The following is a 23,563-nucleotide window of genomic DNA, read 5'->3' as shown; positions in this document are numbered from 1 at the left end:
AGATGTCTGTGTACCCAATTGAAACTATTTTACCTCATACTGCGCCCATGATTTTGATCGATAGTTTAGATAGCTATGATGAAACAGCTGGAATTTGCTCGGTCACAATTACACCCCAGAGTAACTTTTATAATGCAGATAGCCAAAGTGTCGCAAGCCATGTAGGTATTGAGTATATGGCGCAAGCCATCGCTGCTTACGCCAACGCTAACCAAGTTGATAATGGCGCAAAAGTCGAAATTGGCTTTTTAGTGAGTAGTCGTAAGTATAAGATGCACTGTAATCGTTTTGCTTTAAATAGCACATTAACGATCAGAGTAGAAAAATTATACAGCGAAGCAAATGGCTTAAGTGCTTTTGACTGTAGTATTAAGCAAGTGGATACCCTGTTAGTAGAAGCAAAAATTAATGTATTTCAACCTGAAAACCCAGAGCAATTTTTAGCGGAGCAAATGTAATGTCAAAACGAGTATTAGTGACTGGTTCAAGTAAAGGAATTGGTAAAGCAGTTGCTCTACAATTAGCTAAAGATGGGTTTAATATTAGCCTGCATTGCCGCTCAGGTCGTGAAGCAGCAGAGCAAGTTAAAGCTGAAATTGCTGCGTTAGGTGTAGATGTGGATATTTTACAATTTGATGTAGCTGATAGAACGAGTGCAAAAGCAATTTTAGATCAATACGTTGAAACCCATGGTGCTTTTTATGGCGTAGTTTGTAATGCTGGGATCACTGCAGACACTGCATTCCCTGCGATGACAGATGAAGAGTGGGATAGTGTAGTACACACCAACCTAGATGGTTTTTATAATGTGTTGCATCCACTTGTTATGCCGATGGTCAGAACGCGAAAGGGGGGACGCATTATTGCAATGTCGTCAGTGTCAGGAGTGGCAGGTAATCGCGGTCAGGTCAATTACAGTGCTTCAAAGGCAGGCGTTATTGGGGCATCTAAAGCACTTGCGGTTGAGCTTGCAAAGCGAAAAATTACTGTTAACTGTGTCGCTCCAGGTTTGATTGATACTGGAATGACCGACCATCTACCGATTTCTGAAATGACAAAAATGATCCCAGCTAATAGAATGGGTGATCCTGAAGAGGTAGCTGCGGCGGTCTCGTTTTTAATGTCTGATGGGGCTAGCTATATTACGCGTCAAGTGCTTCAAGTAAATGGTGGTATGGCGTAATGAAGCGAGTTGTAATAACGGGGATGTCATCGATTACTGCTTTAGGTGATAACTGGGGGGATTTTAAATCTGCGTTAATTCAGGGAAAAAATGCAGTCAAGCGTATGCCTGAGTGGGATTATATAGATGGATTAAATACTAAACTCGCAGCTCCTGTTATCGATTTTAATCGCCCATCTCATTACTCTCGTAAAAAAGTACGTTCAATGGGACGAGTATCATTGATGTCTACTTATGCTACTGAACGTGCGCTTGAGCAAGCGAAACTACTTGAACACCCAGCATTGACCGATGGTTCAACAGGTGTCTCATATGGTTCGTCAATTGGCTCAACGGCTCCTTTAGTCCCATTTGGTCGTATGATGGATACAGGCTCTATGAATGGAGTGACAGCAACTAGCTACATCCAAATGATGGCTCATACAGCCCCAGTAAATGTGGGTGTTTTTTTTGGTATTAAAGGTCGAGTCATTACCACAAGCTCTGCGTGTACTTCAGGTTCACAAGGGATAGGGTACGCCTTTGAGGCAATTAAGTTTGGTCGTCAAAAAATTATGGTAGCTGGAGGAGCTGAAGAGCTGTGTGTTACAGAGGCTGCGGTATTCGATACTTTGTATGCAACGAGTACACAAAATGATAATCCAGAGCTAACTCCCAAGCCATTTGATAAAAACCGTGATGGCTTAGTTATAGGAGAAGGTGCCGGTACGCTAATACTTGAAGAGTATGAACATGCTAAAGCTAGAGGGGCAAATATATTGGCTGAAGTTGTCGGTTTTGGCTGTAATTCTGATGGACAACATGTTACTCAACCTACATCAACGACGATGCAAGTTGCGATTGAAATGGCATTGCAAGATGCAAACTTATCGGCAGATCAAATTGGTTATGTTAATGCACATGGTACTTCAACAGATCGTGGTGACATTGCAGAAACACATGCAACCTTTAACGCGTTAGGTGCTAAACCAATTAGTTCACTAAAAAGTTATCTTGGTCATACTTTAGGTGCTTGTGGTGCGATAGAAGCGTGGGCTAGTATTAATATGATGACTGATAATTGGTTTGCCCCAACAATTAATTTGACAGAAGTAGACAATGAGTGTGCGCCTTTAGATTATATTACAGAACATGGCCGTGAAATAGATACCGATTATATAATGAGTAATAACTTTGCATTTGGTGGCATTAATACCTCATTGATTTTTAAACGCTTTAAAGGTGAGTAATATGCCTTGGTTAGTGTTAGTTTTGTGCTTATTTAGCCCATTGAGTTTTGCTACATCTAAATTAGAAATAGGCGGTGGTGTGTTTGTGGCTGATATCCCCCACTATCTAGGATCAGATCAAAGTGAGCAATACATAATGCCTGTGCCTTATGTTCGTTATCAAAGTGATGAGTTAGATGTGGACCGCAATAGCTTTACTGGTTACTTATGGCATTTTGATAATGTACACCTAGATATATCTGCTGGAGTTAGTTTAGCCGTTGACAGCGCAGATAACCAAGCTCGAGAAGGCATGGATGATTTAGATTGGGTGTTTGAACTTGGACCTTCGCTAAATTATTACTTTAAAGGTGATCCCCAAGCGGCAGAACAATTTTATATTGGCTTATTCACCCGTAAAGCTATGGCAACTGATTTTAGCTCAGTGACTAACGTCGGTTGGCGTTATGGGCCGAGCATCTACTATGAAAGCCCGGTGTTTATTGCCCCAACTTATGTAATTACCACTAGTGTAAGAGCAAATGCCAATTTTGCCGACGGTCGTTACTTGAATTATTATTATAGTATATCAGCATCAGATACGCATGATTCACGTTCAAAGTTTAATACTCAGTCGGGGTATTCGGGCGCCGATATTTCGCTGGGGCTTAATTTAGATAGTAAAAAATATTGGCTAGGTGGCTTTATTAAATATCACCACTTAGCCCAAAGCAAACAGCAACGTAGTCCCTTAGTGAAACACGATAGTAATATCTCGTTTGGTTTTGGAGTTGCATGGAAGTTCTATACAAAAGAAGGAATATAAAATGAAATTAATGACAAGCTTATTATTAGCTACATCTTTGTTAACAGTGAGTGCGGTTGAAGCACGTGATGATATAGATAAATATCCTATTCAATCACTGCTAGAAACCAGTAAAGCCAAAAGTGCGCTATTAGATGTACCTCTTTACTTTGCTGATCAAAGCTACGGTAGTGAGAGCAGTAAATACGGTGAAGTGATCACTAATAAAAAAACTAACGCGTTTAATAAAAGTGATCGTGAAGCGTGCGAGTGGGTCATGCTTAGTGCTTTAAAAGCACTACAAGAGCGTGCCATAAAAGAAGGCATGAACGCAGTTGTAAATATTCAATCATATTATAAAAAGCGTAAGTTTGTAAGTAGCACGGAATATGAATGCGGTGCTGGTACAATTATCGCTGGCGTTGCATTAAAAGGCACTTTAGTTAAGTTATAACTAACTGTTGACTCATTTTTGCTGTATAATTTGCGACCCTTGATAAATGTGGCCGCAGGTTATACAGCATGAATTTTAAATCTTTTAGTTTTTCCCCTGAACTTATTCAGGCGTTAGACGAACTTAATTACCACACCCTTACGCCCATTCAGCGTTCAGCTATTCCGGCTGTTCGTAAAGGTAAAGACGTTTTAGCAAGTGCCCAAACAGGCACAGGTAAAACGGCTGCGTTTGCTTTACCTATCATCCAAAAATTAACTGAATCTGAGCTAAGCACAAGCAATGCTCCGCACGCGTTAGTGCTTGCGCCAACTCGTGAGCTTGCAGAGCAAATAGCAAATAACTTTAAAGCCTATGCAAAATATACCGCTTTAAAAGTAGTGAGCCTATTTGGCGGTGTTAATACCGCAGGCCAAGCAAATGCACTTAAAGACGGCGTAGATGTTGTAGTTGCAACCCCAGGGCGTTTACTTGATCATATTCGTTTAGGTAATTTAAGCCTAGCAAGCGTAAAACACTTAGTACTTGATGAAGCTGACCGTATGCTTGATATGGGTTTTATTGAAGATATGCAAAGTGTTATTAAAAGTTGTGACGAGCAGCGCCAAATTTTACTTTTCTCAGCCACTTTTCCAGCGGCTATTAAGCAGTTTGCAGCAAGAGTATTAAAACAGCCTGAAATTGTTCGCGTAGATCAAACTAATAGTACTGCAAGTACGGTACAGCATGTTGTGTACCCAGTTGAAGAGCGTCGTAAGCAAGAGCTGCTTTCTGAGCTGATTGGTAAAAAGAATTGGCAACAGGTACTTGTGTTTGTAAACATGAAAGAAACGGCGGACGAGCTGGTTAAAGAGCTTAACCTTGATGGTATTCCTGCCACTGTATGTCATGGTGATAAATCGCAAGGTAACCGCCGACGTGCACTTCGTGAATTTAAAGAAGGCAAAGTACGTGTTTTAGTGGCTACCGAAGTTGCAGCGCGTGGTATTGATATTGAAGGCCTACCACGAGTAATTAATATTGATTTACCATGGCTTGCAGAAGATTACGTACACCGCATTGGCCGTACAGGTCGTGCTGGTAATCAAGGCCAAGCAATTTCGTTTGTAAGCCGCGAAGAAGAAAACACCTTGTTTGAAATAGAGTCGTTAATTGGCCAAAAAATCAAGCGTGTTTACTTAGAGGGTTATGAAGTAAGTAGCCGTGAAGTACTTATTGATAAAATAGGTAAAAAACCAGCGCATTTACGTCGTAGCCGTACGAATAAGCCAACAGGCCAAGCAACAGGCGAAGCACGTGCGGTAAATCGCTCACGTATTTCAAATGTGCGTAAAAGCTTAAAAGGCGCCAAGCTTACCCTTAAAAAGTAAGCTTACAAAGTGTAGCGCTTTTAAAAACCTGAGGTTTACTCAGGTTTTTTTGTGCCTCAATTTAGCTCAAGGTTTAAACAAAAAAACCTCACTAAGTGAGGTTTTTGATTAATAACTTAAAAGGGTTAAGCGTTTTCTAACATTGAGAGTGCAACTGCTTCAGCCGCTTTAATACCATCAATGCCTGCAGATAAAATACCACCTGCGTAACCTGCGCCTTCACCCGCTGGGTATAAACCTTTAGTATTTATGCTTTGGAAGCTTTTATCGCGTTTGATACTAATAGGTGATGATGTACGGGTTTCTACCCCTGTTAATAAACCGTCGTTTGTAGAAAAGCCACGAATCTGCTTATTAAATGCAGGTATGGCTTCGCGTATCGCATCGATAGCAAACTGCGGGAGTACATTTGCTAAATCGGTGAGTTTTATTCCTGGTGTAAACGACGGTTGTACATCACCTAAATCGCCCGATGCTTTTCCTTTTAAAAAGTCGCCAATTAACTGTGCTGGTGCATCGTAGTTGCTACCGCCTAATGCATAGGCTTGCTCTTCTAGTTTACGTTGCAAATCAATGCCGGCAAGCGGGTGACCAGGGAAGTCTTTTTCAGGTGTAATACCTACTACAATGGCACTATTTGCATTGCGCTCACTACGAGAGTATTGGCTCATACCGTTTGTTACTACGCGGCCTTCTTCAGAGGTGGCGGCTACAACAGTCCCTCCTGGGCACATACAAAAGCTGTAAACTGTGCGGCCATTATCACAATGGTGAACGAGTTTATAATCAGCAGAGCCTAAAATGGGGTTACCCGCGTTAGGCCCAAAACGACACTCATCAATCATCGATTGCTTGTGCTCGATTCTAAAGCCCACAGAAAACGGTTTAGCTTCTACATAAATGCCTTTATCGTGGATCATTTTAAAGGTATCACGGGCGCTATGTCCCACAGCAAGTACTACATGGCGGGTATTGAGCTTTTCACCGTTTGAAAGCGTTAAGCCAGTTACTTGTCCATCATCTATATGAATGTCGTCTACGCGGGTGCTAAAGCGGATTTCGCCGCCAAGTTCAATAATACGTGCGCGCATTTTTTCAATCATAGTAACAAGTTTAAACGTACCAATGTGTGGCTTACTTACGTATAAAATTTCATCTGGTGCGCCGGCTTCTACAAATTCGGTGATAACTTTACGCCCGTAATGTTTTGGATCTTTCACTTGGCTGTATAGTTTACCGTCTGAAAATGTACCTGCGCCACCCTCGCCAAACTGCACATTAGACTCTGTATTAAGGGTACGTTTACGCCAAAAGCCAAAGGTGTCTTTGGTGCGTTCGCGTACTTCTTTACCGCGCTCTAAAATAATAGGGTTAAAACCCATTTGAGCCAGCACTAAGCCCGCAAATAATCCACACGGGCCAAAGCCAATTACTACAGGGCGCTCAGTAAGGTTAGCGGGGGCGTGGGCAACAAATTTGTATGAGGTATCGGGGGCTGGTTTTACGTGCTGATCTTTAGCAAATGCGTTTAACAGCGCTTCTTCGTTATCTACTTCAATATCGAGGGTATAAATAAGTAAAATAGCCGTTTTTTTACGTGCATCGTACCCACGTTTAAACACATTGTAGCTGTGTAGCTGCGCTGGCTGTATTTTTAGTTTATCAACTATGGCTTGGCCTATAGCGTCTTCATTATGATCAAGCGGCAGCTTTATTTCGGTTAAACGTATCATTGTTATCTCTTTTAGGTGTCTTAGCGGTAATAGTATCCGCTCACAATAAGAAGTATAGGGCACGTAATGGCTATACATTAAGGGCGCATATATTACGTTAAATTGACCGCAGATGGCACATATTTATTGTGTTTTTAATGGGGTTGGGTATGATCCTCGCTTTAGATAATTAATTACTAGGTTTAAACTATTATGGCGTTTGTGGTCACCGAAAACTGTATTAAGTGTAAATACACAGATTGTGTGGCGGTGTGCCCTGCAGATGCCTTTTACGAAGGCCCTAACTTTTTAGCAATAAGCCCTATTGATTGCATAGATTGTGGATTATGCGTACCAGAGTGCCCAGCTGAAGCAATTTACCAAGAAGACGAGCTGCCGGAAGACCAAAAAGAGTTTACCGAGCTTAATGCTGAGCTTGCATTGGTGTGGCCACGCATTGTTGAGGTAAAACCAGCGCCTGCTGATGCCGATAGTTGGAATGGTGTGGCTAATAAGCTTAAATTAATTGAAACCTAGCTTTTAAATTAAGCCTTTAATATTAATTAGTTAAAAAAGCTATTGTTTTTAGTATCAAACTATTAACAAATGTACTGACTTAAATTACACTGCATAAATAAGTTTACCTTTTAAGGGTAAACACGTCTAAATGGATGTTTATGCAGTACTTAATAATTATAAAAAAACAATGCAGTGCTTTATTCCCCTTCTTATTAGCACTTTTATTTTCTAACCACCTTTACGCCAGTGAAAAACAGCAGCATTCTCTTGTACATATAAATGCAGATATTACTGTAGATGGCGTACTTGATGAGCCCCACTGGCAAAATGCCACTTTAGTTCCTATAGCATTTCAAGATGAGCCTAACGAAAAGGGCGCCCCACCGGTTAAAACTGATGCTTACATGTATGAAGATGGCAGCAACTTATATGTTGCTTTTGTAGCCGAAGATCCACAGCCGAGCGAAATTACAGCTTCTCTACGTGACAGAGATACGCTTTGGCAAGATGATACGGTTATTTTAATTATTGACACTTTTAACGACGAACGTTCAGCTTACGAATTTTATGTAAATCCATTGGGTGCGCAAGGTGATACGCGGATGAGCGACACCGATGGCTGGCAATCAGACCCGTCTTGGGATGCAATATGGGATAGCGCAGGGCAAATTACCGACCAAGGGTTTGTTGTTGAAATGCGTATACCTTTTAAAGCGCTAAGATTTCCTGAAAATAAAACAGATTTAACATGGGGCTTTGCCCTTATGCGAAATTACCAACGTGATGTACTGTATCAGCTTTCAAATATGGGGTTTGACCGAGATATAAAATGCAGTTTATGTCAGTTTGATAAATTAAATGGCTTTAAAAATATAAAAGCCAGCAAAAATCTGCAACTAACGCCCACACTTACGGCGCTCAGAAATGATTCAAAAGCTACCTTGCCAGGGCAGTGGGATAATGGTGATATAGACACCGGGGCTGGCCTTGATTTACGCTGGGGGGTTACACAAGATGCGGTAATTAATGCCACTATAAACCCAGATTTTTCGCAAATAGAAAGTGATGCGTTAGCCCTTGATGTAAATACCACGTACTCAATTTATTATGCAGAAAAACGACCATTTTTTTTAGACGGCGCATCCTACTTTAAAAGCAGTTTATTTGAACTATTGTATACCCGCACTATTGCAGAGCCTGAAGTAGGGGCAAAATTAACAGGTAAAACAGGGCAACATAGCTATGCATTTATGTATGCCGATGACAATAATAGCAATATTTTACTGCCAACAAATCAAGGCTCTGGTTTTGCAATTTTAGAGGATAAAACCCATGCAGCAGCGGCGCGTTATCAATACGATATTGGCCAACAAGGCACTATAGGGCTAAGTACGACTCACCGCGAAAGCGATGACTACTACAATACAGTGCTTTCTGTCGATGGCAGCTATTGGTTTAATCAATCAGATCTACTGACCTACCAGGTAGCTACAACAGATTCTAAAAACTCTGATTTTTTAACAAGTAACTATAACTTATCTAAAATTCAATCTGATGAAGCGTACGCTATAGAGTTTACCCGTGATAAACGTGACTACAATTTGTTTGCCAGCTACGAAAACATAGGTAAAGACTATCGCACTGACTTAGGTTATCAAGAAAAAGTAGATTATGAGAACGTAGGCTTTGGGGGCGGACAAACCTGGTATGCAGATGAATCTGGCTTATTAACGTCATGGTCTTATGAGGCTGATTGGGATAAAACATGGGCGCAAAATGGCGACCTACTTGAAGAAGAATACCAAGGGTTTATAACATTAAAAGGGCAAAAGCAGTCTATTTTTGAAATTGGCTTACTGCATCGTTATGAAAACTATAATGATGCTTTTTATAATCAAAATATTGGCTTTGTTTATACGGGCTTTAAACCTAAAAATAATATATGGCTTTCGTTTTACGGTGAGTATGGCAGCCGCATTGATTACGCCAATGAGCAAATTGGCGATTCGTATGCTACGCAAACGCAAGTTACGTGGGATATAAACGATCATTGGCAAGTAGACGCTACACATAACTACAGCGTTTTAGATAACCCTGAAGGGGAGCGAGTTTATACTGCTAACTTATTAGATTTTAGGCTTTATTATAAATTTAGCATGCGCGCTATGCTCAAGCTTATATTGCAATTTGAAGACATTGATAGAAATAAAGACGCCTACTACTACCAAGTTAGCCACATTAATAAAGACTATGGCAGCCAATTAGTTTACTCGTACAAAATTAATGCTCAAACATTATTTTATTTAGGCTACTCAGATAAAAGCTATCAAGACGATTTTCTAAAACACGTTGAAAGAGATCAACGCACATTTTTTACAAAAGTGAGTTATGCATGGCAGCTATAAGTTGTTAGGCCAAAATATGTAACTTTAACAAAGTGGTTTATTTTTATTCATCACACTCTATAATTAGTTAATTATTAAGCATTAATTTATTCTTTTTGAGTACAGTTCTAAAAATTTTAATGAATAAGGACTGTGCTATGGCTTGCTTAGTACTAAAAACAGGCGATATAATCGTCTTTTAGTAACGGGTTTATAGGATAAGTAATTTAGATGGATTTTGTTGATGAATAAATTTAAACCCTTAGGCAGCATTTTTTTTGTATTTATCTTGTTTTGCTTTTGTTTAAACATCGAACTAACAAACCAGATTAACCGCATTAATTTATTCAACCCTGATATAGATTTACGCCACTTTGATATTGTAGATACCACGCTCGAAATGGCGCCTTGGTATAACCCTATGCTCAATGGGCACTATTTAATACACCAGCCTTCTGCCGATTTTTTGTTAGTTAAAACTACCGACACGGAATTTATCGCTGCAAACGCAACAAAGCTTATTTTAATGACGCTAACGTCGCCAATAAACTTTATATTGGTGTGTATGGTATTGTTTGTTGGCTTTACAATTATTCGTAAAGAGCGTAAAAAAATCTCTTATCAGCATCAAATTGCACAACTGAATAACAACGCTAATCAATTGCTTGTTGCCTTTAACCTACAACCCCAACACGACAACCCGTCAGGGCTGGGCAATTTAAGCCAGTCAATAAACAATTTAAATACCCATGTTGCTAATTATTTAAAGCAAACACAAACAAGTATCTGCCAAGATAAACTAACCTTGCTCATTGACCGCCATGCTTATATTGAGCATATAGATAGGCAAATAAATTTTACTGACGAAGAGCAGCTTAAATGCGCCTTATTGTTTATTGACCTAGATGGCTTTAAACAGGTAAATGACTCGTTTGGCCACAGCTTTGGTGATGAAATTTTGGTGCAGGTTGCTACGCGCCTAGCCAACGTTTTGCGCCATCATAAATTAAGTAATATTAACGAGGCGAATCAGTTAGAGCAAAATTTATCTCGTTTAGGCGGTGACGAATTTTCAATTTTTATTGAGTCAGTAGATACCGATAATAAAGTAGTCGATATTGCTAAGCACGTACTCAGTGAACTTGAAAAAGACTTTGTACTAGGTAATAAAATAATAAAAATTAGCGCCAGTATTGGTATAGCGGCCTACCCAGAGAGCGCATCAACACCACAAGCATTATTGCAATTGGCCGATGTGGCAATGTACCGTGCAAAAAGCGATGGTAAAGGCATTTTTAAAGTGTACTCCCCAGAGATGGGTAATAAAATGCGCCGCTATCACTATTTATTAGAAGAGCTGCGTTTGGCGGTTGCGTGTAAAGACTTTTACTTATCTTTTCAACCTATCGTGCATGTAGAAGATTGCATGATAGATTATTTTGAAGCGCTTACACGCTGGGATCACCCTATAGAAGGGATGATTTCACCGGCGGAGTTTATACCTATTGCCGAAGAGTCTAACCTTATTTTAGAGCTCGGCGATTGGATTATGCATGAGTCGTGTAGGCAAATGGCGGCATGGCATAATGCCGGTATGCGCAAAGTAAAAATTTCGGTTAATGTATCGGGTGTGCAACTAAAACACCGCTCAGTGTATGACTGGATAATGAAAAACCTAAAAAACACAGGGCTGCCATCGCATTCTTTAATGCTAGAAATAACAGAGTCTACGTTTATTAAAGCCAGTAAAAGTATGATTGAAGAGCTTGAGCGGCTTCGTGCAGAAGGTGTGACGATTGCTATTGACGATTTTGGTACTGGCTTTAGTTCATTAAGTACATTGGCTGATTTGCCCATTGATGTAATAAAAATAGATCGCTCGTTTATCTCTCAAGCCGATAAAAGTCCAAAGTACAATGACATCCTTAATACTATTAGTGAATTAGGTCAAAAGTTAGGACTTAAAATAGTGGCAGAGGGCGTAGAAGAAATCGAGCAGTTTGAACTTGTAAAACGCATGGGAGTAAGCTCTGTGCAAGGCTATTTGGTTAGTCGCCCAGAATCCTCTATCAATGTGGGTAATAAAGTTTTACGTAAAAATACGGCTAACTTATCTGCAGCGGGCACCAGCGCGTGGGAAATAGAAAGTTAGAGCCTGTATATTATTATAGGTAATTTAATAGCTTATGTAGGGTTTTAGGCTAAGGCTATGGTATTAAATTGCCCCTAAATAAAACTAAGTTCTTTAGGGCTAAAGCCTTAAAATTTAGTAAAAAAAATGCCACTTTTAAAAGTGGCATTTTTGTTTGTAGAATCTAACAACTACAAATTTATAAATCGAATGTGCGTGATATAGCAAGTACTATACGCTCATCAGCGTAATCGTAATCTAGGCTTGTGTCTTCAGCAGCAATCTCAATACCAAAGCCTTCGTAGCTAGTTTGGTACGCTAGGCGGTAATGTTTGTATGATTTCTTTTGGTTTACATCCCATGCCCATTTTTCGCCATCAAGCGAATTAGAAATATCAAAGCTTGCACGAATGGCATGATTTGGGGCAATTTCAAAGGTGTGGGCAATCATAGAAATAACATGGCCAGCGCCTGTACCAAAGTAATCCCAGCTATACCAAAAGTTTAGCTCTGTTTGACCATACTCACTTGCATAGCCAAATTTTGTGTAGGCTTCGGCGTAGTTACCATCGCTGTTATTACCTTGGTATGTGTAATAAGCAATACCGTAATCAGCGCTAACCGTGTCAGTTAATTGCACGTATTTACCTAGGTAGGCATCAAGTTCAAAATCAGTGTCATCACCAAAATCTACATTAGATGCCCATGCACCCGCATAAACACCGCTGTCGAACGCGTAATCAAGGCTTGCTTGAATTGCAGGGTCGCTATCAGTTTGAGTTACACCGTTAAAAGTATAGTCAGATGCTGCTGTAATGGTTGTTGACCAGTTAGCTGACACTGTAGTTGATAAAAGTGCGAAAGGTAGCGCTACTGCTAGTTGTTTTAGTTTGTTATTCATTGTTGATCCCTAATGTACAGTTTCTATTTTTGTGTAATCTATTTTGTTTGCTTTTGGCGAACTGTCTATATTGTTAACCGTTTTAAATTTGCTGTAGCCAATAAACGCAGCACAACCAAAAAACAGTGCAATTACTAACGCGCCAACCCATTGAATTTGTAAAAACTCAAGCTTAAACAATAGGGTTAGTAACGAAAGGGCAACAATATTGAGTATCATATAGTTCATTTTACCTAAACGTTTAACCGTTAAGTTAAGGTTATCTGTGTATAAGCGTATTAATGAATCAAGCGAATTAATAACAAACACTATCCCAACAAATACCATGGCAAAGTTTTTAATACCCGCTGTTGAAATACCCATTTCGTGGTAGTGATAAAGTACGCTAAACCAAATCGCAATCGGAATAGATGGAAATATCAACATTGCACCTAATACTTGGTATGTTTTAAGGCCGCCTACAAAACGAGACGTAAATTGGCCAATCATAATGCTCCACGCAAACCACCAAAATAGATAAAATTCATGGTAGTCATTAAGCGGTAAAACAAACTCATTTATATTGGCAAAGTAAGTACCAATTTCAGCAAGGTTATTGGTAAATGCCGACATTTCGCTGTCTCCAACGACAAAGGCACCTGCCCACATAAAGGCAATTAATGCGATAAATAACCACGTTGTAGAAATACTTAAAAAGCGCACGTATTTAATATCTGTACTTGAGTACACAGCAAAGCAAATAGCTGCAAATACAATAAAGTAGAAGGTAGGTATAACGCTCGAACCATCGCCTAGCTCTGGTAAGTACCAGGGTAAGTTAGAAAGCAGTAGGTAAGCCGTAAAGGCACATGTGCCAATAATAACCACGTTATTAATGAACTTAACCCATGAAATTTCGAAAAATTTAACTTTGGGCTCTATTACACAGAAATAAAAGCACGTAAGAAAGTAAAATCCCCAGATCAAGAATCCCCAGTAGCCAAACTCAATAGCCAGAGGGTTTGCAAACGCGTATTCTGGGCTTGCTTTTATGTCTGCATAACCTGCAAATTCGGTTAATGGAAACATGATTAGGCCAACGTCTAGGCCTGAGGTAAATAAGATTGCGATAAAGGTAAACGTTCTCACTGGTGTTACGCCCACTACGCGTACGTTACCCCATTTAAATAAAATAGTAATAACAGCAAGTAGCGTAAATATAATGCCAGCACTAAGCCATATAGTCATTATCGCCCTCCCAAAATGAATAAAAGTAACTCATAAGTTCTCCGTTTTTGTTTTATTACTTGCACAAACACCGCGTAACCAATTTACGCCGTGAGCCACTGCAAGTTGAACGTGCCCTACATAGTGTTAGGCACGTTATGGCTTAATTAAATCTCGCTATTACGTTGCGTTGTTTGCCAATTACTGCTCATGGCAACGTTTACCGATGCCTGTGTAAGTGGGGTTTTACCTAAAATTAGATCAGCTGCTTTTTCTGCAACCATAATTGTAGGGGCATTTAAGTTGCCATTTGGCACCGTAGGGAAGATTGACGAGTCAACAACACGCAGCCCTTCAATACCGTGTACTTGGGTATTAGAATTAACCACGGCCATGTCATCTTCGCCCATTTTGCAAGAACAAGATGGGTGATAGGCACTTTCTACTGCCTGGCGTACAAAGGCATCTATTTCTTCGTCGGTTTGAATGTGCTTACCTGGTTGAATTTCTTCATCGCGGTAGTCATCAAATGCGCTTTGCTCAATAATGTCGCGAGTTAAGCGCACACACGCTCTAAAGCCTTCAATATCGTCTTTATGCTGCAAGTAGTTAAATAAAATTTTCGGCGGTTGCTCAGGATTAGCTGATTGAATAGTGACACTACCACGGCTTTTAGGTTTGTTATGACCTACATGCACCTGAAAACCATGACCCGCAAATGCACTGCGCCCGTCGTAGCGCATCGCCGCTGGTAAAAAGTGGTACTGAATATCTGGCCATTCAACGTCTGGTTTTGAGCGAATAAACGCACACGACTCAAAGTGATTGGTTGCACCTAAGCCTTTTCGGGTCAGCAGCCATTTAGCGCCAATTAAGCCTTTTGAAATAAGACCTAATTTACCGTTTAAGGTAATAGGTTGTTTACACTTGTACTGAAAGTAAAACTCAAGATGATCTTGTAAGTTTTGACCTACGCCTGGTAAGTGATGCTTTACCTCAACACCGGCTTCTTCAAGTATGGCTTTATCGCCAATACCCGAAAGCTGTAAAATATGGGGTGAGCCAATTGGACCTGCACTTAATACAACGTCTTTAGTCGCATGCGCCGTTTTAAGAGTGCCATTTACTGTGTACTCAATGCCTGTGGCTTTTTTGCCTTCTAAAATCACTTTTTGTGCTAAAGCACCTGTAATAACTGTTAGATTACTGCGTGATTTTACTGGGTCTAAATACTCGCGCGAGGCCGAACTGCGCACACCGTCTTTAACAGTCATGTGCATCGGGCCAAAGCCTTCTTGCTGAGCTGCGTTGTAGTCGTCTGTGTGTGCATACCCTGCTTCTACACCTGCTTTTATAAAGGTGGTGTAAAGCGGGTTTTGCATTTCGTTACCGTTATTAACGCCAAGCGGGCCTGTGCCACCACGGTGCGCATTTTCACCTAAATAAAAGCTTTCTGCTTTTTTAAAGTAAGGTAAGCACGACTGATAATCCCAGCCGTTAGCACCGTGTTGCTGCCACTCGTCAAAATCTTTCGCGTGGCCGCGAACATATACCATGCCATTAATTGATGACGAACCGCCTAACACTTTACCGCGTGGGCAGTGCATTTCTCGGTTATCTAAATACGGCTCTGGCTGAGTGTGAAATTGCCATGCGTATTTATCTGTATTCATAGGAATAGAGAGCGCAGTTGGCATTTTTATAAATATACTTTTATCGCTACCACCGGTTTCTAACAATAGCACTTTATTGTTTGTATCTTCAGATAAGCGATTTGCAAGTACACAACCTGCAGAACCGGCGCCAACAATAATATAGTCGTAAGTGTTACTCATAGTTGCCACCTTAAAACGGGCTTTCTATGTCGGCCATGCCCACATAAATAGACTTAGTTTGCGTGTAATGATCAAGCGTTTCTATGCCATTTTCACGGCCAATACCTGATTGCTTGTAACCACCAACAGGCATTTCAGCAGGTGAATTACCGTAAGCATTAATCCAACAAATACCGGCTTCTAATTGGTGAATAACACGGTGCGCACGTTTAATATCGCTAGTAAATACGCCTGCAGCTAAGCCAAGGTGTGTACCATTTGCACGGGCGATAACATCGTCTTCGTCTTCAAAAACAAGCACGCTCATAACTGGGCCAAAAATTTCTTCTTTAACAATAGTCATGTCATCGTTGCAATCGGTAAATACCGTAGGTGCTACAAAGTAGCCATTAGGCGCTGATTCAGGAGAAAGAGTTGTACCGCCAGTTAGTAGTGTTGCACCTTCGGCTAAGCCACTTTCTATGTAGCTCATTACTAATTCTTGATGCTTTTTAGAAATTAATGCCCCAAAGTTAGTATTTAAATCTTGTGGGTCGCCGGCAATAATATTTTGCTCAGTACGTGTTTTAAGCTCATCAATAAATTGTTGATATACATTTTTATGAACATAAATACGGGTACAGTTAGTACAAATTTCGCCTTGCGTATAAAAGTTACCTAGCATGGCAGCACTGACTGCTTGCTCAATATTGGCATCTTCAAACACTAATAAAGGTGATTTACCACCTAATTCCATTGTTACGTCTTTTAATGTACCAGCAGCGCTTGCCACTACTTTTTTACCTGTGCCTACTTCACCAGTGAACGACACTTTGTCTATTTCACTGTGAGAGGTTAACCACTGACCTACATCACCGGCACCTTGCACAACGTTAAATACGCCAGCAGGTACGCCTGCTTCAACAAAAACTTCAGCTAGTTTAATAGCACCTAAAGGGGTTTCTTCAGAAGGTTTAAAAATAAACGCATTACCTGCGGCAAGGGCCGGGCCCGATTTCCAACATGCAATTTGCAGCGGGTAGTTCCATGCACCAATACCAGCACAAATGCCTAGTGGCTCTTTGCGGGTATAGTAAAAGTCTTCGCCAACCATTTGCTGCTGGCCAACTTGCGCTGGTGCTAGGCCTGCAAAGTATTCAATTACATCTGCGCCTGTTTCTATATCAACGCAATTAGCTTCTTGCATTGGTTTACCTGTATCAAGCACTTCAACTAAGGCAAGCTCATCATTACGCTCACGCAATAAAGCAACCGCTTTTAATAAAATACGGCTACGTTCTATTGGGCTCATTTTTGACCATTGAGCAAAGCCTTGTTTTGCACTTTCGATAGCCGCGTTTTGAATAAATTCGTCGGCAACTTCTACCGAGTAAATAACTTCATCTGTGGCTGGGTTTTTTACATCAAAAGTTTCACCACTTTGGTTTGCAAGGAAGTGGCCGTTAATAAAGTTTTGATAGACAGGTGTAGTCACGCTAGGCTCCATATTGCTTGATGAGTGAATGTACATAGCTTTTTGCTAATGTTTCACTGTGTTTAAATTGGTTTTCGTCAGATTGACTTAATACTGCTCTTAACCATAGGCCATCAATCATGGCGGCGCTAAGTTCTGCAGCTTGTTTTGCTTGCTTTACGGGCATTAGTTGCTTAAAAGAAAATGCTAAATTACTTTGCAAGCGATTACTGTTTACATTTTGCAGCCTGTGCAGCTCTTGATCGTGCATTGACTGCGCCCAAAAACTTAACCACGTACGTGTGGTGTCATTGCGCTGTTGAACAAGTGCAAAGTTGGCCTCAACAATAAACATCAAACGCTCAATTGCGCTGGTGGTTGGCTCAACCTTTTCAATTAATTCATTTTTTAAATTCGATAACAAATACCTAACGGTTGCCTCTATTAACCCCTGCTTGCCACCAAAGTAATGGCTAATAATGCCAGATGATAAACCCGCATTTTTACTGATGGTGTTAATAGTTGTTCCTTGCAAACCGCGCTGTGCAACTGACTCAATGGTCGCGTCAATTAGCTGCTGACGCCTGACAGGTTCCATTCCGATTTTAGGCATAATTTTTATTAATTGAACGTTCAATAAAGATAAGCTTAATGTAATAGCTCTAACAATTCAAGGCGCAAGTAAACAACCAGATACCAAGATGTAGATAGATTATTAATAAAAACGGGTTAATTTGCAGTAGTGCCACATGCAGATCTTGATTAATAAAATCTCATATATTCAATTAGTTATGTTTAAATTATTAAATGGTAAAAATAGTAAGGATTTGTTTACGGGGTATGAGTAATAAAAAAGATAAATATTCGTTAGAATGGTAATAGTTAGAGTACGAAGGGTATTTTAAATAAGCAAACGAAACCATTTTACATGTTTAATTAGTGTACTAATTAAAAAAATAGCAGTGTGTAATGGTTATAAGAGGAGGCGTTAAGGTTAAAAAAGGCGTGTAAATTAGGCGCTATTAATAACGCCTTTAAATAATAGCGGGTAGCGTCTAAGGCGATTACCTATGTAATCATCGGCTAAGATTTGTTGGCATATAAAATTAACATCGTTACTGGCCTCAAACACCCAGTCAAAGCGTTCAATAGCCAGCAAAAAACCGCGTTTAAGGTGAGTCTGTTCGCGGTATTCATTTAGGTTTCGACGGATTATCTCCAGCTTTTCTGGGTGCGCTTGCAGCTCAGTAATTACCTGGTTTATAAACGTGGTGGTTTGCTTGTTTGTGGTGCGTTTACGAATGCGTCTTGGCTGCATTATTCCTCATTAGCAATGTTGTATAGTTTTTTTAAAAAGTCGTCTTTATGTTTGTCATGCTCATAATCTAGGTGATAAGCATTATGAAACCCAAAGCGCAATAATACGCCGCTACCTTCTAAGTAAATAGTGTAGCCGTCAATGTCAGAGTAAGCCGTAACACCTTGATAATGTTTACCAATATCATTTTGTTTACCGCGCTGCTGAATACGTTCGTACACAGAGAGGATCTGCTTGTTATCGAGTTCGTTTTTCATCATTAACCCTTTATTGTTTAAAGCTATTACGTTTTATATATGAGGGTCGATCACCGTAAAAACAATGCCTAATAAGCGCTAAAATAATCTTGCTATTAACTGGTTTTACCTTATGCTCAAGACTCATTTTTTGTTGAGCTTACACCATGATAGACAAGGCTTTACTCCTTAAAACTCGCGAACTGTCAGAGCAATTAATTGCTTTACAAACACCCATTAGAATACTCGATGCCATTAACTGGGATAAACAAATCAAAGAGACGTTTTTTAGACAAAAGTGCCAAAAAAATCCGCTAATCGATAGCGCCTATTACCAGCAACGAGATTTAGGATTTGCCCCCAGCGAATTACGCCAAGCGTTTTCTAACTTGCACCGCAATATTATTAACCAGTTAGGTCAGCTAAATCCTATTTCTCAATACATGGGTAAAATGTGTAGTGAGTATAAAACGGTGCTCAGTATGCTTGAGTATAGAGGAACGCCTGAGTTTCATGATTTGTCGGTAGAGCTTTTTGGTCACCCAAAGGATTTATTTCATGCGGGTGAACCTTCACTGTTCGAACTTGCCAATATGTTAGAAAAACCACTGCAAAACTTATTAATAGCCGATATTTTGCCTGATGATCCTAAAAATATTAATGCAGGTGATGCCGTGCGTATTCTGTCTGAGCAAGTAAATAGCAGTATGGTGGGTATTAATGTAGAGGTTATGCTCAGCGATGGGATTGTCAGTGATGCTGCTGCAGGTGCAAATAACATTAAGCTAAATCAAGATGTTAAATTCTCCCAGCGTGAGCTTGATATTTTAGAAGTGCACGAAGGGTGGATACACGTAGGTACAACGCAAAACGGGCTAGCTCAGCCTTATTTAACCTGTTTAAGTAAAGGGACGCCAAGCTCAACAGTGACTCAAGAAGGCTTAGCTGTTTTAACAGAAATAATTACACTTAAATCAACGCCTAGGCGTTTATCAAAGTTAGTAAATCGTATTCAAGCAGTTACTAAAGTGATTGATGGCGCAGAGTTTGTTGATATATACCGTGACTACTTAGCGCAAGGGCTTTCAAAAGATGAAAGCTATACGTTAGCACAACGTGTATTTAGAGGCAGCACGGCAACAGGCTTACCTTTTACTAAGGATATTGCTTACATTAAAGGATTTGTGCTGGTATATAACTTAATTCGTGTTGCTATACAGCTTGGGCGCATTGATCAGCTGCCATTATTGTTGGTCGGAAAAATATCGATTGATGATTTTAGGCTTATATCGCAATTACATAGTTTAGGTGTAATAGAAAGCCCAAAATTTGTACCACCACATTTTAAAGATTTACGAGGTTTAGCAACGTGGCTAAGCTTTGGCAGATTTATAGGTGACTTATCGTTTGAACAGTTAGAAAACGACTATAAACCACTATTTTTGTAATTAGTAGCGCAGGTTGCTTTTATTAGAGCCTGCTTTGCTGAGCAAAAAGGTAAACAAGCCCCAGTTATTTAATGCAATAAAAAAAACGCAGTTGGAATGAGCAACTGCGTTGAAATGTATAGGTACAAGCCAGCGTACCTATAGCGAGGAACTTATTTTCTTAACCTGTTAATACTTGGCTGTGCATTTGCTCGTTTAATACAACGACCTCAGCACGTTTAAAAAAGTTAAAGTCGGTTGCTGTAGCAAGTGTGTAGGCACCCATCATACGGCTAATAATTAAATCGCCATTGTTTAGTTTTGGCAGCATAATTGAATCACTTATTACATCTATACTGTCGCATGTTGGGCCTGCAAGTACCGACTCAAAACGCTCGCCATCTTGTTTTGCACTATCGATAGGGTAGGCTGCTTCATCAAACATTAAACCGCTAAAAGAGCCATAAACGCCATCATCTAAGTAGTACCATGTTTTACCTTCGCGCGTGGCTTGCCCCATTATAGAGGCAACACTGGTTACACTACTTGCTACAATAAAACGGCCAGGTTCAGCAATAATTTGCATTGTTTCTGGTAATTGTGCCAACGCGATATTAATAGGCGCACAAAATACATCAATTGGTAGCACATCTGGGCTGTACGGCACAGGAAACCCACCACCAATATCGAGTGTACTAAGAGCTGGTAAGCCTAACTCAGCCACCTGTTTAACCACTTTTGCAGATGCATTTATCGCTTCAACGTATTTAGTTGGGTTAGGTGATTGCGAGCCAACATGAAACGATAACCCTTTAATACGAATACCAAGTTGCTGGGCAAGGCTAATAATGTCGATTGCCGCCTCTGGGCTGCAGCCAAACTTTTTAGATAAATCAGCAAATGCATCTTTATTACGAAAGCTTAAACGCACTAAAATTTCGGCTTGATCTTTATAGGCAATAAACTTTTCAAGCTCGTTAATGTTATCCACCACAAACACTGTACAGCCGTAGGCAAGTGCGTCGCGAATGTCACTGTCGCGCTTTATTGGGTGCGTGTGAATTGTACGCTCGCTTGGTACGCCTTGGCTTGCTACTAAGTCAACTTCGCCACTGGTTGCTAAATCAAAGCTTGCGCCTTCATCTAACAAAGTGCGCACAACAGCAGCATGCGGTAAAGGCTTTAAAGCAAAATGTAACACAACGCCAGGCAGTGCATGTTTAAGTGCACGGTATTGACGACGTATAGCGTCGCAGTCAAGCACCATTAGAGGTGCGCCATATTGTGAAGCAAGTTGTTCAATGTGGGCAATACTCGGTTGCGCGCAATCAATTGCTTGATTTGCAGCAACCGCTGCTGCAGGTACTTTAGTTACGGTGTCTTGTAGTTGTGTTGATAAAGCCATTTTATTTTCCGAGTCAATTAAGCAACTGCTCGGGTATGGTGTATCCACGAGTCAGTTGAGTGAGATCAATAGTGCAAACGCACAGTCAAATTCACTCTTGGATAGTTGCTCTATCGCCTTGCTACAAACGGGGTTTGTAATGTACTCGGATTGGCTATCATCAAGAAGCGGCGAGATAATAATGTAGGTTTTTATCCAGCGCAATAAAAATTTTAAATAAATTCAAAATAATTTATTTGTTATTAAAATCAGTGGCTTATGTTGATTTGTTGAGTTTATCTTGACGATTGATTTTACTCATCAGATGTTAAGTATACGTGCTCTTGAGAGTAAGCAAGCATCATAGCGCTGGATGTATCAGCACTATAGGCTTGTTGTAAACTTTTTTGTAAGCGCTCGTAAATTTCGGGGGTGTTCATTAAAATATTGATGGTTTTTATTACTTTTTCGCCAAGCTCTGACTTACTACATGCAAAGTAGCCATTAACAAATTCTGGAAATTCAGCTATTTCACGACTATCTATTTGTTTTAGTTGCTCACTGGTGAGTGCACCAAGTACGTTAACCTCGTAATCGACAATCATGTCTATTCTATTATGGATGAGAAGTTGAGGTAGTTGAGAGCTGGTATCTTCTGAGCTTATTGCTGCAATTTGCTCATTATACTTTGTTAAAACAGGCTCAAGTTTTTGATAACTCGTTCCTGAGTCTACGGCAAGGGTAAAGTCTTTTTCTAGTAGTTGAGCAACAGAGACTCGTTCAGGAAAGTTTTGTAAGGTGCGTTTAAATGCGTATATTTTTCGTTGCTCGTAAATAGTAGTTGGTATATTTGAGAACAAAATATGTTTTTCACGCTCGGGCGTTTTTATTATATCGTAGCTGCATACTGCTTCATTACCCATAAGCCGCTTGATTAAACGAGCTTGGTTGGTCCACTGCAATTTAGTATTAATTGTATGATTGAGCAGGCTTTCGAACGTTTTATCTGAGTTTAAAAAGCCATCAGTAGACGCATTCGCTCTAGAGAGTAATGTAAGTGGTTCATTTGCATGGCTCAATGATGATATAAGCAGTACATGCAAGATAATCAAAAATTTAGTAAATACAGGCATAAAACTTAGTGTAAATGTTCTAAATATTTTTGTCATAAAAAAAAGCCCAAACGGGCTTTTTTTAAGTTAAAACATTAAGGCATGTTTTATTTTTAACGCGCGTTAGTGCTTTCAAAGATTTTATCAGCAGAGGCTGCAACAAACCCCGTGTAAAGCTCGCCATTGGCTTTAGGGTATCTAATGGCAAACTCATAAAAACAGCTAGGGATGCGCAGTTCGCCGTCGCTAAAGGTGACAGCATACTCATCTGCAAGGGTTGATGATTGCTCTAATAATACCTCTGGTGAGCCTTTTACTTCGCCGCCTGATGTATTTAGGGCGAAGCCTGCGTCTTTAAGTGCTTGGTTAACATCCTGAATATTATCAAACTTAGCAAGCATATTAATATTTACAGTAAAGTGGTTTGCACGGTAGCCCCATGCCGACATCCACGCTGCGTACTCACTTTCAGCAAGTAACTGCTTGTATGTGTCGCTACTTACTTGCCAATGGGTACCTGAGTATAAAAAGTTATCGGCAGTTACTGCGTTTTCATCTATTTGCTCTACCATATCTGTCACAATGGCTTGTAACTCTGGTGAACACTTTTCAACTAATAGCTCAGAAATAAATACTTTAGGTTGCTTAGGATCGCTATGCTCGTAGTGTTTAGCATAGAGCTTTTTAGCTTCAAAGTGGTATTCACCACACTCTGTATAACCAAGTGCTAAAAAGTGCGCGGCTAGTTTTTCTAGGCCTACTTTTTCAATATTAAAGGTCCGCAGCGCTATATGGTCGTTAATAATGTCATCTTTTTGCGTTGAGCCTAATAAATCATGAATTTTATCTGCCGAGGGGGTAACGGCTAAATAGTTATCCCATAGGTTTTCAAATAATGTATTTACGTTAGTGTGCATGTTAAATC

General features: G+C 40.1%; 21 protein-coding genes. 10 read left to right on the top strand and 11 right to left on the bottom strand.

The genetic code is table 11. The annotated features are described in order from the left end of the window. Positions 1-2: 2 nt before the first annotated feature. From MTF64_RS01685 to MTF64_RS01660, 6 genes are all read left to right on the top strand, one after another. On the top strand, positions 3-458 hold the full coding sequence (locus MTF64_RS01685) for a hypothetical protein (protein WP_055019093.1): 456 nt from the start codon (positions 3-5) through the stop codon (positions 456-458). Then, positions 458-1,183 (top strand): 3-oxoacyl-ACP reductase FabG, encoded by a 726-nt coding sequence (gene fabG, locus MTF64_RS01680; RefSeq protein ID WP_248450268.1) that lies wholly within the window; start codon positions 458-460, stop codon positions 1,181-1,183. Before MTF64_RS01685 ends, fabG begins: the two co-directional genes overlap by 1 nt. Further along, positions 1,183-2,412: a beta-ketoacyl-ACP synthase gene (locus MTF64_RS01675; protein WP_055019091.1), complete on the top strand. Its 1,230-nt coding sequence runs from the start codon at positions 1,183-1,185 to the stop codon at positions 2,410-2,412. The genes fabG and MTF64_RS01675 overlap by 1 nt, the downstream gene beginning before the upstream one ends. 1 nt (position 2,413) lies before the next feature. Further along, positions 2,414-3,217 (top strand): MipA/OmpV family protein, encoded by an 804-nt coding sequence (locus tag MTF64_RS01670; RefSeq protein WP_248450266.1) that lies wholly within the window; start codon positions 2,414-2,416, stop codon positions 3,215-3,217. Between the two features lies 1 nt (position 3,218). Further along, entirely contained in the window at positions 3,219-3,650 is a 432-nt protein-coding gene (locus MTF64_RS01665; RefSeq protein ID WP_248450264.1) for an excinuclease ABC subunit A, read from the top strand. 68 nt (positions 3,651-3,718) lie between these two features. Further along, positions 3,719-5,020 (top strand): DEAD/DEAH box helicase, encoded by a 1,302-nt coding sequence (locus tag MTF64_RS01660; RefSeq protein WP_248450262.1) that lies wholly within the window; start codon positions 3,719-3,721, stop codon positions 5,018-5,020. Positions 5,021-5,145: 125 nt separating this feature from the next. Here MTF64_RS01660 and MTF64_RS01655 read toward each other — a convergent pair whose 3' ends face one another. Beyond that, positions 5,146-6,753, bottom strand: a complete 1,608-nt coding sequence (locus MTF64_RS01655) for an NAD(P)/FAD-dependent oxidoreductase (protein ID WP_024031796.1) — start codon at positions 6,751-6,753, stop codon at positions 5,146-5,148. A 192-nt stretch (positions 6,754-6,945) separates the two neighbouring features. Here MTF64_RS01655 and fdxA point away from each other — a divergent pair, with 192 nt between their 5' ends. The 3 genes from fdxA to MTF64_RS01640 all read left to right on the top strand — a co-directional run bounded on the left by fdxA (position 6,946) and on the right by MTF64_RS01640 (position 11,787). Then, positions 6,946-7,269, top strand: coding sequence for a ferredoxin FdxA (gene fdxA / locus MTF64_RS01650; RefSeq protein ID WP_029774458.1), 324 nt, complete (start codon positions 6,946-6,948; stop codon positions 7,267-7,269). Between the two features lie 140 nt (positions 7,270-7,409). Beyond that, entirely contained in the window at positions 7,410-9,656 is a 2,247-nt protein-coding gene (locus tag MTF64_RS01645) for a DUF5916 domain-containing protein (RefSeq protein WP_248450260.1), read from the top strand. A 223-nt stretch (positions 9,657-9,879) separates the two neighbouring features. Next, entirely contained in the window at positions 9,880-11,787 is a 1,908-nt protein-coding gene (locus MTF64_RS01640) for a GGDEF domain-containing phosphodiesterase (RefSeq protein ID WP_248443518.1), read from the top strand. Between the two features lie 178 nt (positions 11,788-11,965). Here the strand turns inward: MTF64_RS01640 and MTF64_RS01635 are convergent, their stop codons facing one another. The 7 genes from MTF64_RS01635 to MTF64_RS01605 all read right to left on the bottom strand — a co-directional run bounded on the left by MTF64_RS01635 (position 11,966) and on the right by MTF64_RS01605 (position 18,736). Then, positions 11,966-12,667, bottom strand: coding sequence for a TorF family putative porin (locus tag MTF64_RS01635; protein ID WP_054981895.1), 702 nt, complete (start codon positions 12,665-12,667; stop codon positions 11,966-11,968). 9 nt (positions 12,668-12,676) lie between these two features. Then, complete coding sequence (locus MTF64_RS01630) at positions 12,677-13,894, bottom strand: BCCT family transporter (protein ID WP_064387210.1); 1,218 nt, start codon at positions 13,892-13,894, stop codon at positions 12,677-12,679. A gap of 146 nt (positions 13,895-14,040) precedes the next feature. After that, positions 14,041-15,708: a choline dehydrogenase gene (gene betA / locus MTF64_RS01625; RefSeq protein ID WP_096042949.1), complete on the bottom strand. Its 1,668-nt coding sequence runs from the start codon at positions 15,706-15,708 to the stop codon at positions 14,041-14,043. 10 nt (positions 15,709-15,718) lie between these two features. Next, the gene (betB, locus tag MTF64_RS01620) at positions 15,719-17,182 is read right to left on the bottom strand and encodes a betaine-aldehyde dehydrogenase (protein WP_248443520.1); all 1,464 of its coding nucleotides are present in this window, start codon (positions 17,180-17,182) and stop codon (positions 15,719-15,721) included. Between the two features lies 1 nt (position 17,183). Further along, positions 17,184-17,759, bottom strand: coding sequence for a transcriptional regulator BetI (gene betI, locus MTF64_RS01615; RefSeq protein ID WP_024031790.1), 576 nt, complete (start codon positions 17,757-17,759; stop codon positions 17,184-17,186). A gap of 414 nt (positions 17,760-18,173) precedes the next feature. Continuing rightward, positions 18,174-18,479: a hypothetical protein gene (locus MTF64_RS01610; protein ID WP_004586449.1), complete on the bottom strand. Its 306-nt coding sequence runs from the start codon at positions 18,477-18,479 to the stop codon at positions 18,174-18,176. Beyond that, positions 18,479-18,736 (bottom strand): DUF3081 domain-containing protein, encoded by a 258-nt coding sequence (locus tag MTF64_RS01605; RefSeq protein ID WP_024031788.1) that lies wholly within the window; start codon positions 18,734-18,736, stop codon positions 18,479-18,481. Before MTF64_RS01605 ends, MTF64_RS01610 begins: the two co-directional genes overlap by 1 nt. A 146-nt stretch (positions 18,737-18,882) precedes the next feature. On the opposite strand from MTF64_RS01605, the gene MTF64_RS01600 reads away from it, so the two are divergent. After that, positions 18,883-20,163 (top strand): flavohemoglobin expression-modulating QEGLA motif protein, encoded by a 1,281-nt coding sequence (locus tag MTF64_RS01600; RefSeq protein ID WP_248450258.1) that lies wholly within the window; start codon positions 18,883-18,885, stop codon positions 20,161-20,163. Positions 20,164-20,323: 160 nt separating this feature from the next. Here the strand turns inward: MTF64_RS01600 and MTF64_RS01595 are convergent, their stop codons facing one another. From MTF64_RS01595 to MTF64_RS01585, 3 genes are all read right to left on the bottom strand, one after another. Further along, positions 20,324-21,547: a type III PLP-dependent enzyme gene (locus tag MTF64_RS01595; RefSeq protein ID WP_248450256.1), complete on the bottom strand. Its 1,224-nt coding sequence runs from the start codon at positions 21,545-21,547 to the stop codon at positions 20,324-20,326. A gap of 293 nt (positions 21,548-21,840) precedes the next feature. Then, a complete protein-coding gene (locus MTF64_RS01590; RefSeq protein WP_248450254.1) occupies positions 21,841-22,695 on the bottom strand; it encodes a transporter substrate-binding domain-containing protein in 855 nt (284 codons plus the stop codon). Between the two features lie 56 nt (positions 22,696-22,751). Beyond that, entirely contained in the window at positions 22,752-23,555 is an 804-nt protein-coding gene (locus tag MTF64_RS01585) for a DUF1338 domain-containing protein (RefSeq protein ID WP_096042953.1), read from the bottom strand. Positions 23,556-23,563 lie beyond the last annotated feature (8 nt).

This window comes from Pseudoalteromonas sp. 2CM41L (genome assembly GCF_023161905.1).
Lineage (GTDB): Bacteria > Pseudomonadota > Gammaproteobacteria > Enterobacterales > Alteromonadaceae > Pseudoalteromonas > Pseudoalteromonas atlantica.
Note: the sequence above shows the minus strand (reverse complement) of the source record. Positions and strands in the feature narration are given on the sequence as shown.

Coding starts and splice junctions, on each gene's coding strand:
- MTF64_RS01685 (WP_055019093.1), top strand. CDS start 3: ATGTCTGTGTACCCAATTGAAACTATTTTACCTCATACTGCGCCCATG.
- fabG (WP_248450268.1), top strand. CDS start 458: ATGTCAAAACGAGTATTAGTGACTGGTTCAAGTAAAGGAATTGGTAAA.
- MTF64_RS01675 (WP_055019091.1), top strand. CDS start 1,183: ATGAAGCGAGTTGTAATAACGGGGATGTCATCGATTACTGCTTTAGGT.
- MTF64_RS01670 (WP_248450266.1), top strand. CDS start 2,414: ATGCCTTGGTTAGTGTTAGTTTTGTGCTTATTTAGCCCATTGAGTTTT.
- MTF64_RS01665 (WP_248450264.1), top strand. CDS start 3,219: ATGAAATTAATGACAAGCTTATTATTAGCTACATCTTTGTTAACAGTG.
- MTF64_RS01660 (WP_248450262.1), top strand. CDS start 3,719: ATGAATTTTAAATCTTTTAGTTTTTCCCCTGAACTTATTCAGGCGTTA.
- MTF64_RS01655 (WP_024031796.1), bottom strand. CDS start 6,753: ATGATACGTTTAACCGAAATAAAGCTGCCGCTTGATCATAATGAAGAC.
- fdxA (WP_029774458.1), top strand. CDS start 6,946: ATGGCGTTTGTGGTCACCGAAAACTGTATTAAGTGTAAATACACAGAT.
- MTF64_RS01645 (WP_248450260.1), top strand. CDS start 7,410: ATGCAGTACTTAATAATTATAAAAAAACAATGCAGTGCTTTATTCCCC.
- MTF64_RS01640 (WP_248443518.1), top strand. CDS start 9,880: ATGAATAAATTTAAACCCTTAGGCAGCATTTTTTTTGTATTTATCTTG.
- MTF64_RS01635 (WP_054981895.1), bottom strand. CDS start 12,667: ATGAATAACAAACTAAAACAACTAGCAGTAGCGCTACCTTTCGCACTT.
- MTF64_RS01630 (WP_064387210.1), bottom strand. CDS start 13,894: ATGACTATATGGCTTAGTGCTGGCATTATATTTACGCTACTTGCTGTT.
- betA (WP_096042949.1), bottom strand. CDS start 15,708: ATGAGTAACACTTACGACTATATTATTGTTGGCGCCGGTTCTGCAGGT.
- betI (WP_024031790.1), bottom strand. CDS start 17,759: ATGGAACCTGTCAGGCGTCAGCAGCTAATTGACGCGACCATTGAGTCA.
- MTF64_RS01610 (WP_004586449.1), bottom strand. CDS start 18,479: ATGCAGCCAAGACGCATTCGTAAACGCACCACAAACAAGCAAACCACC.
- MTF64_RS01605 (WP_024031788.1), bottom strand. CDS start 18,736: ATGAAAAACGAACTCGATAACAAGCAGATCCTCTCTGTGTACGAACGT.
- MTF64_RS01600 (WP_248450258.1), top strand. CDS start 18,883: ATGATAGACAAGGCTTTACTCCTTAAAACTCGCGAACTGTCAGAGCAA.
- MTF64_RS01595 (WP_248450256.1), bottom strand. CDS start 21,547: ATGGCTTTATCAACACAACTACAAGACACCGTAACTAAAGTACCTGCA.
- MTF64_RS01590 (WP_248450254.1), bottom strand. CDS start 22,695: ATGACAAAAATATTTAGAACATTTACACTAAGTTTTATGCCTGTATTT.
- MTF64_RS01585 (WP_096042953.1), bottom strand. CDS start 23,555: ATGCACACTAACGTAAATACATTATTTGAAAACCTATGGGATAACTAT.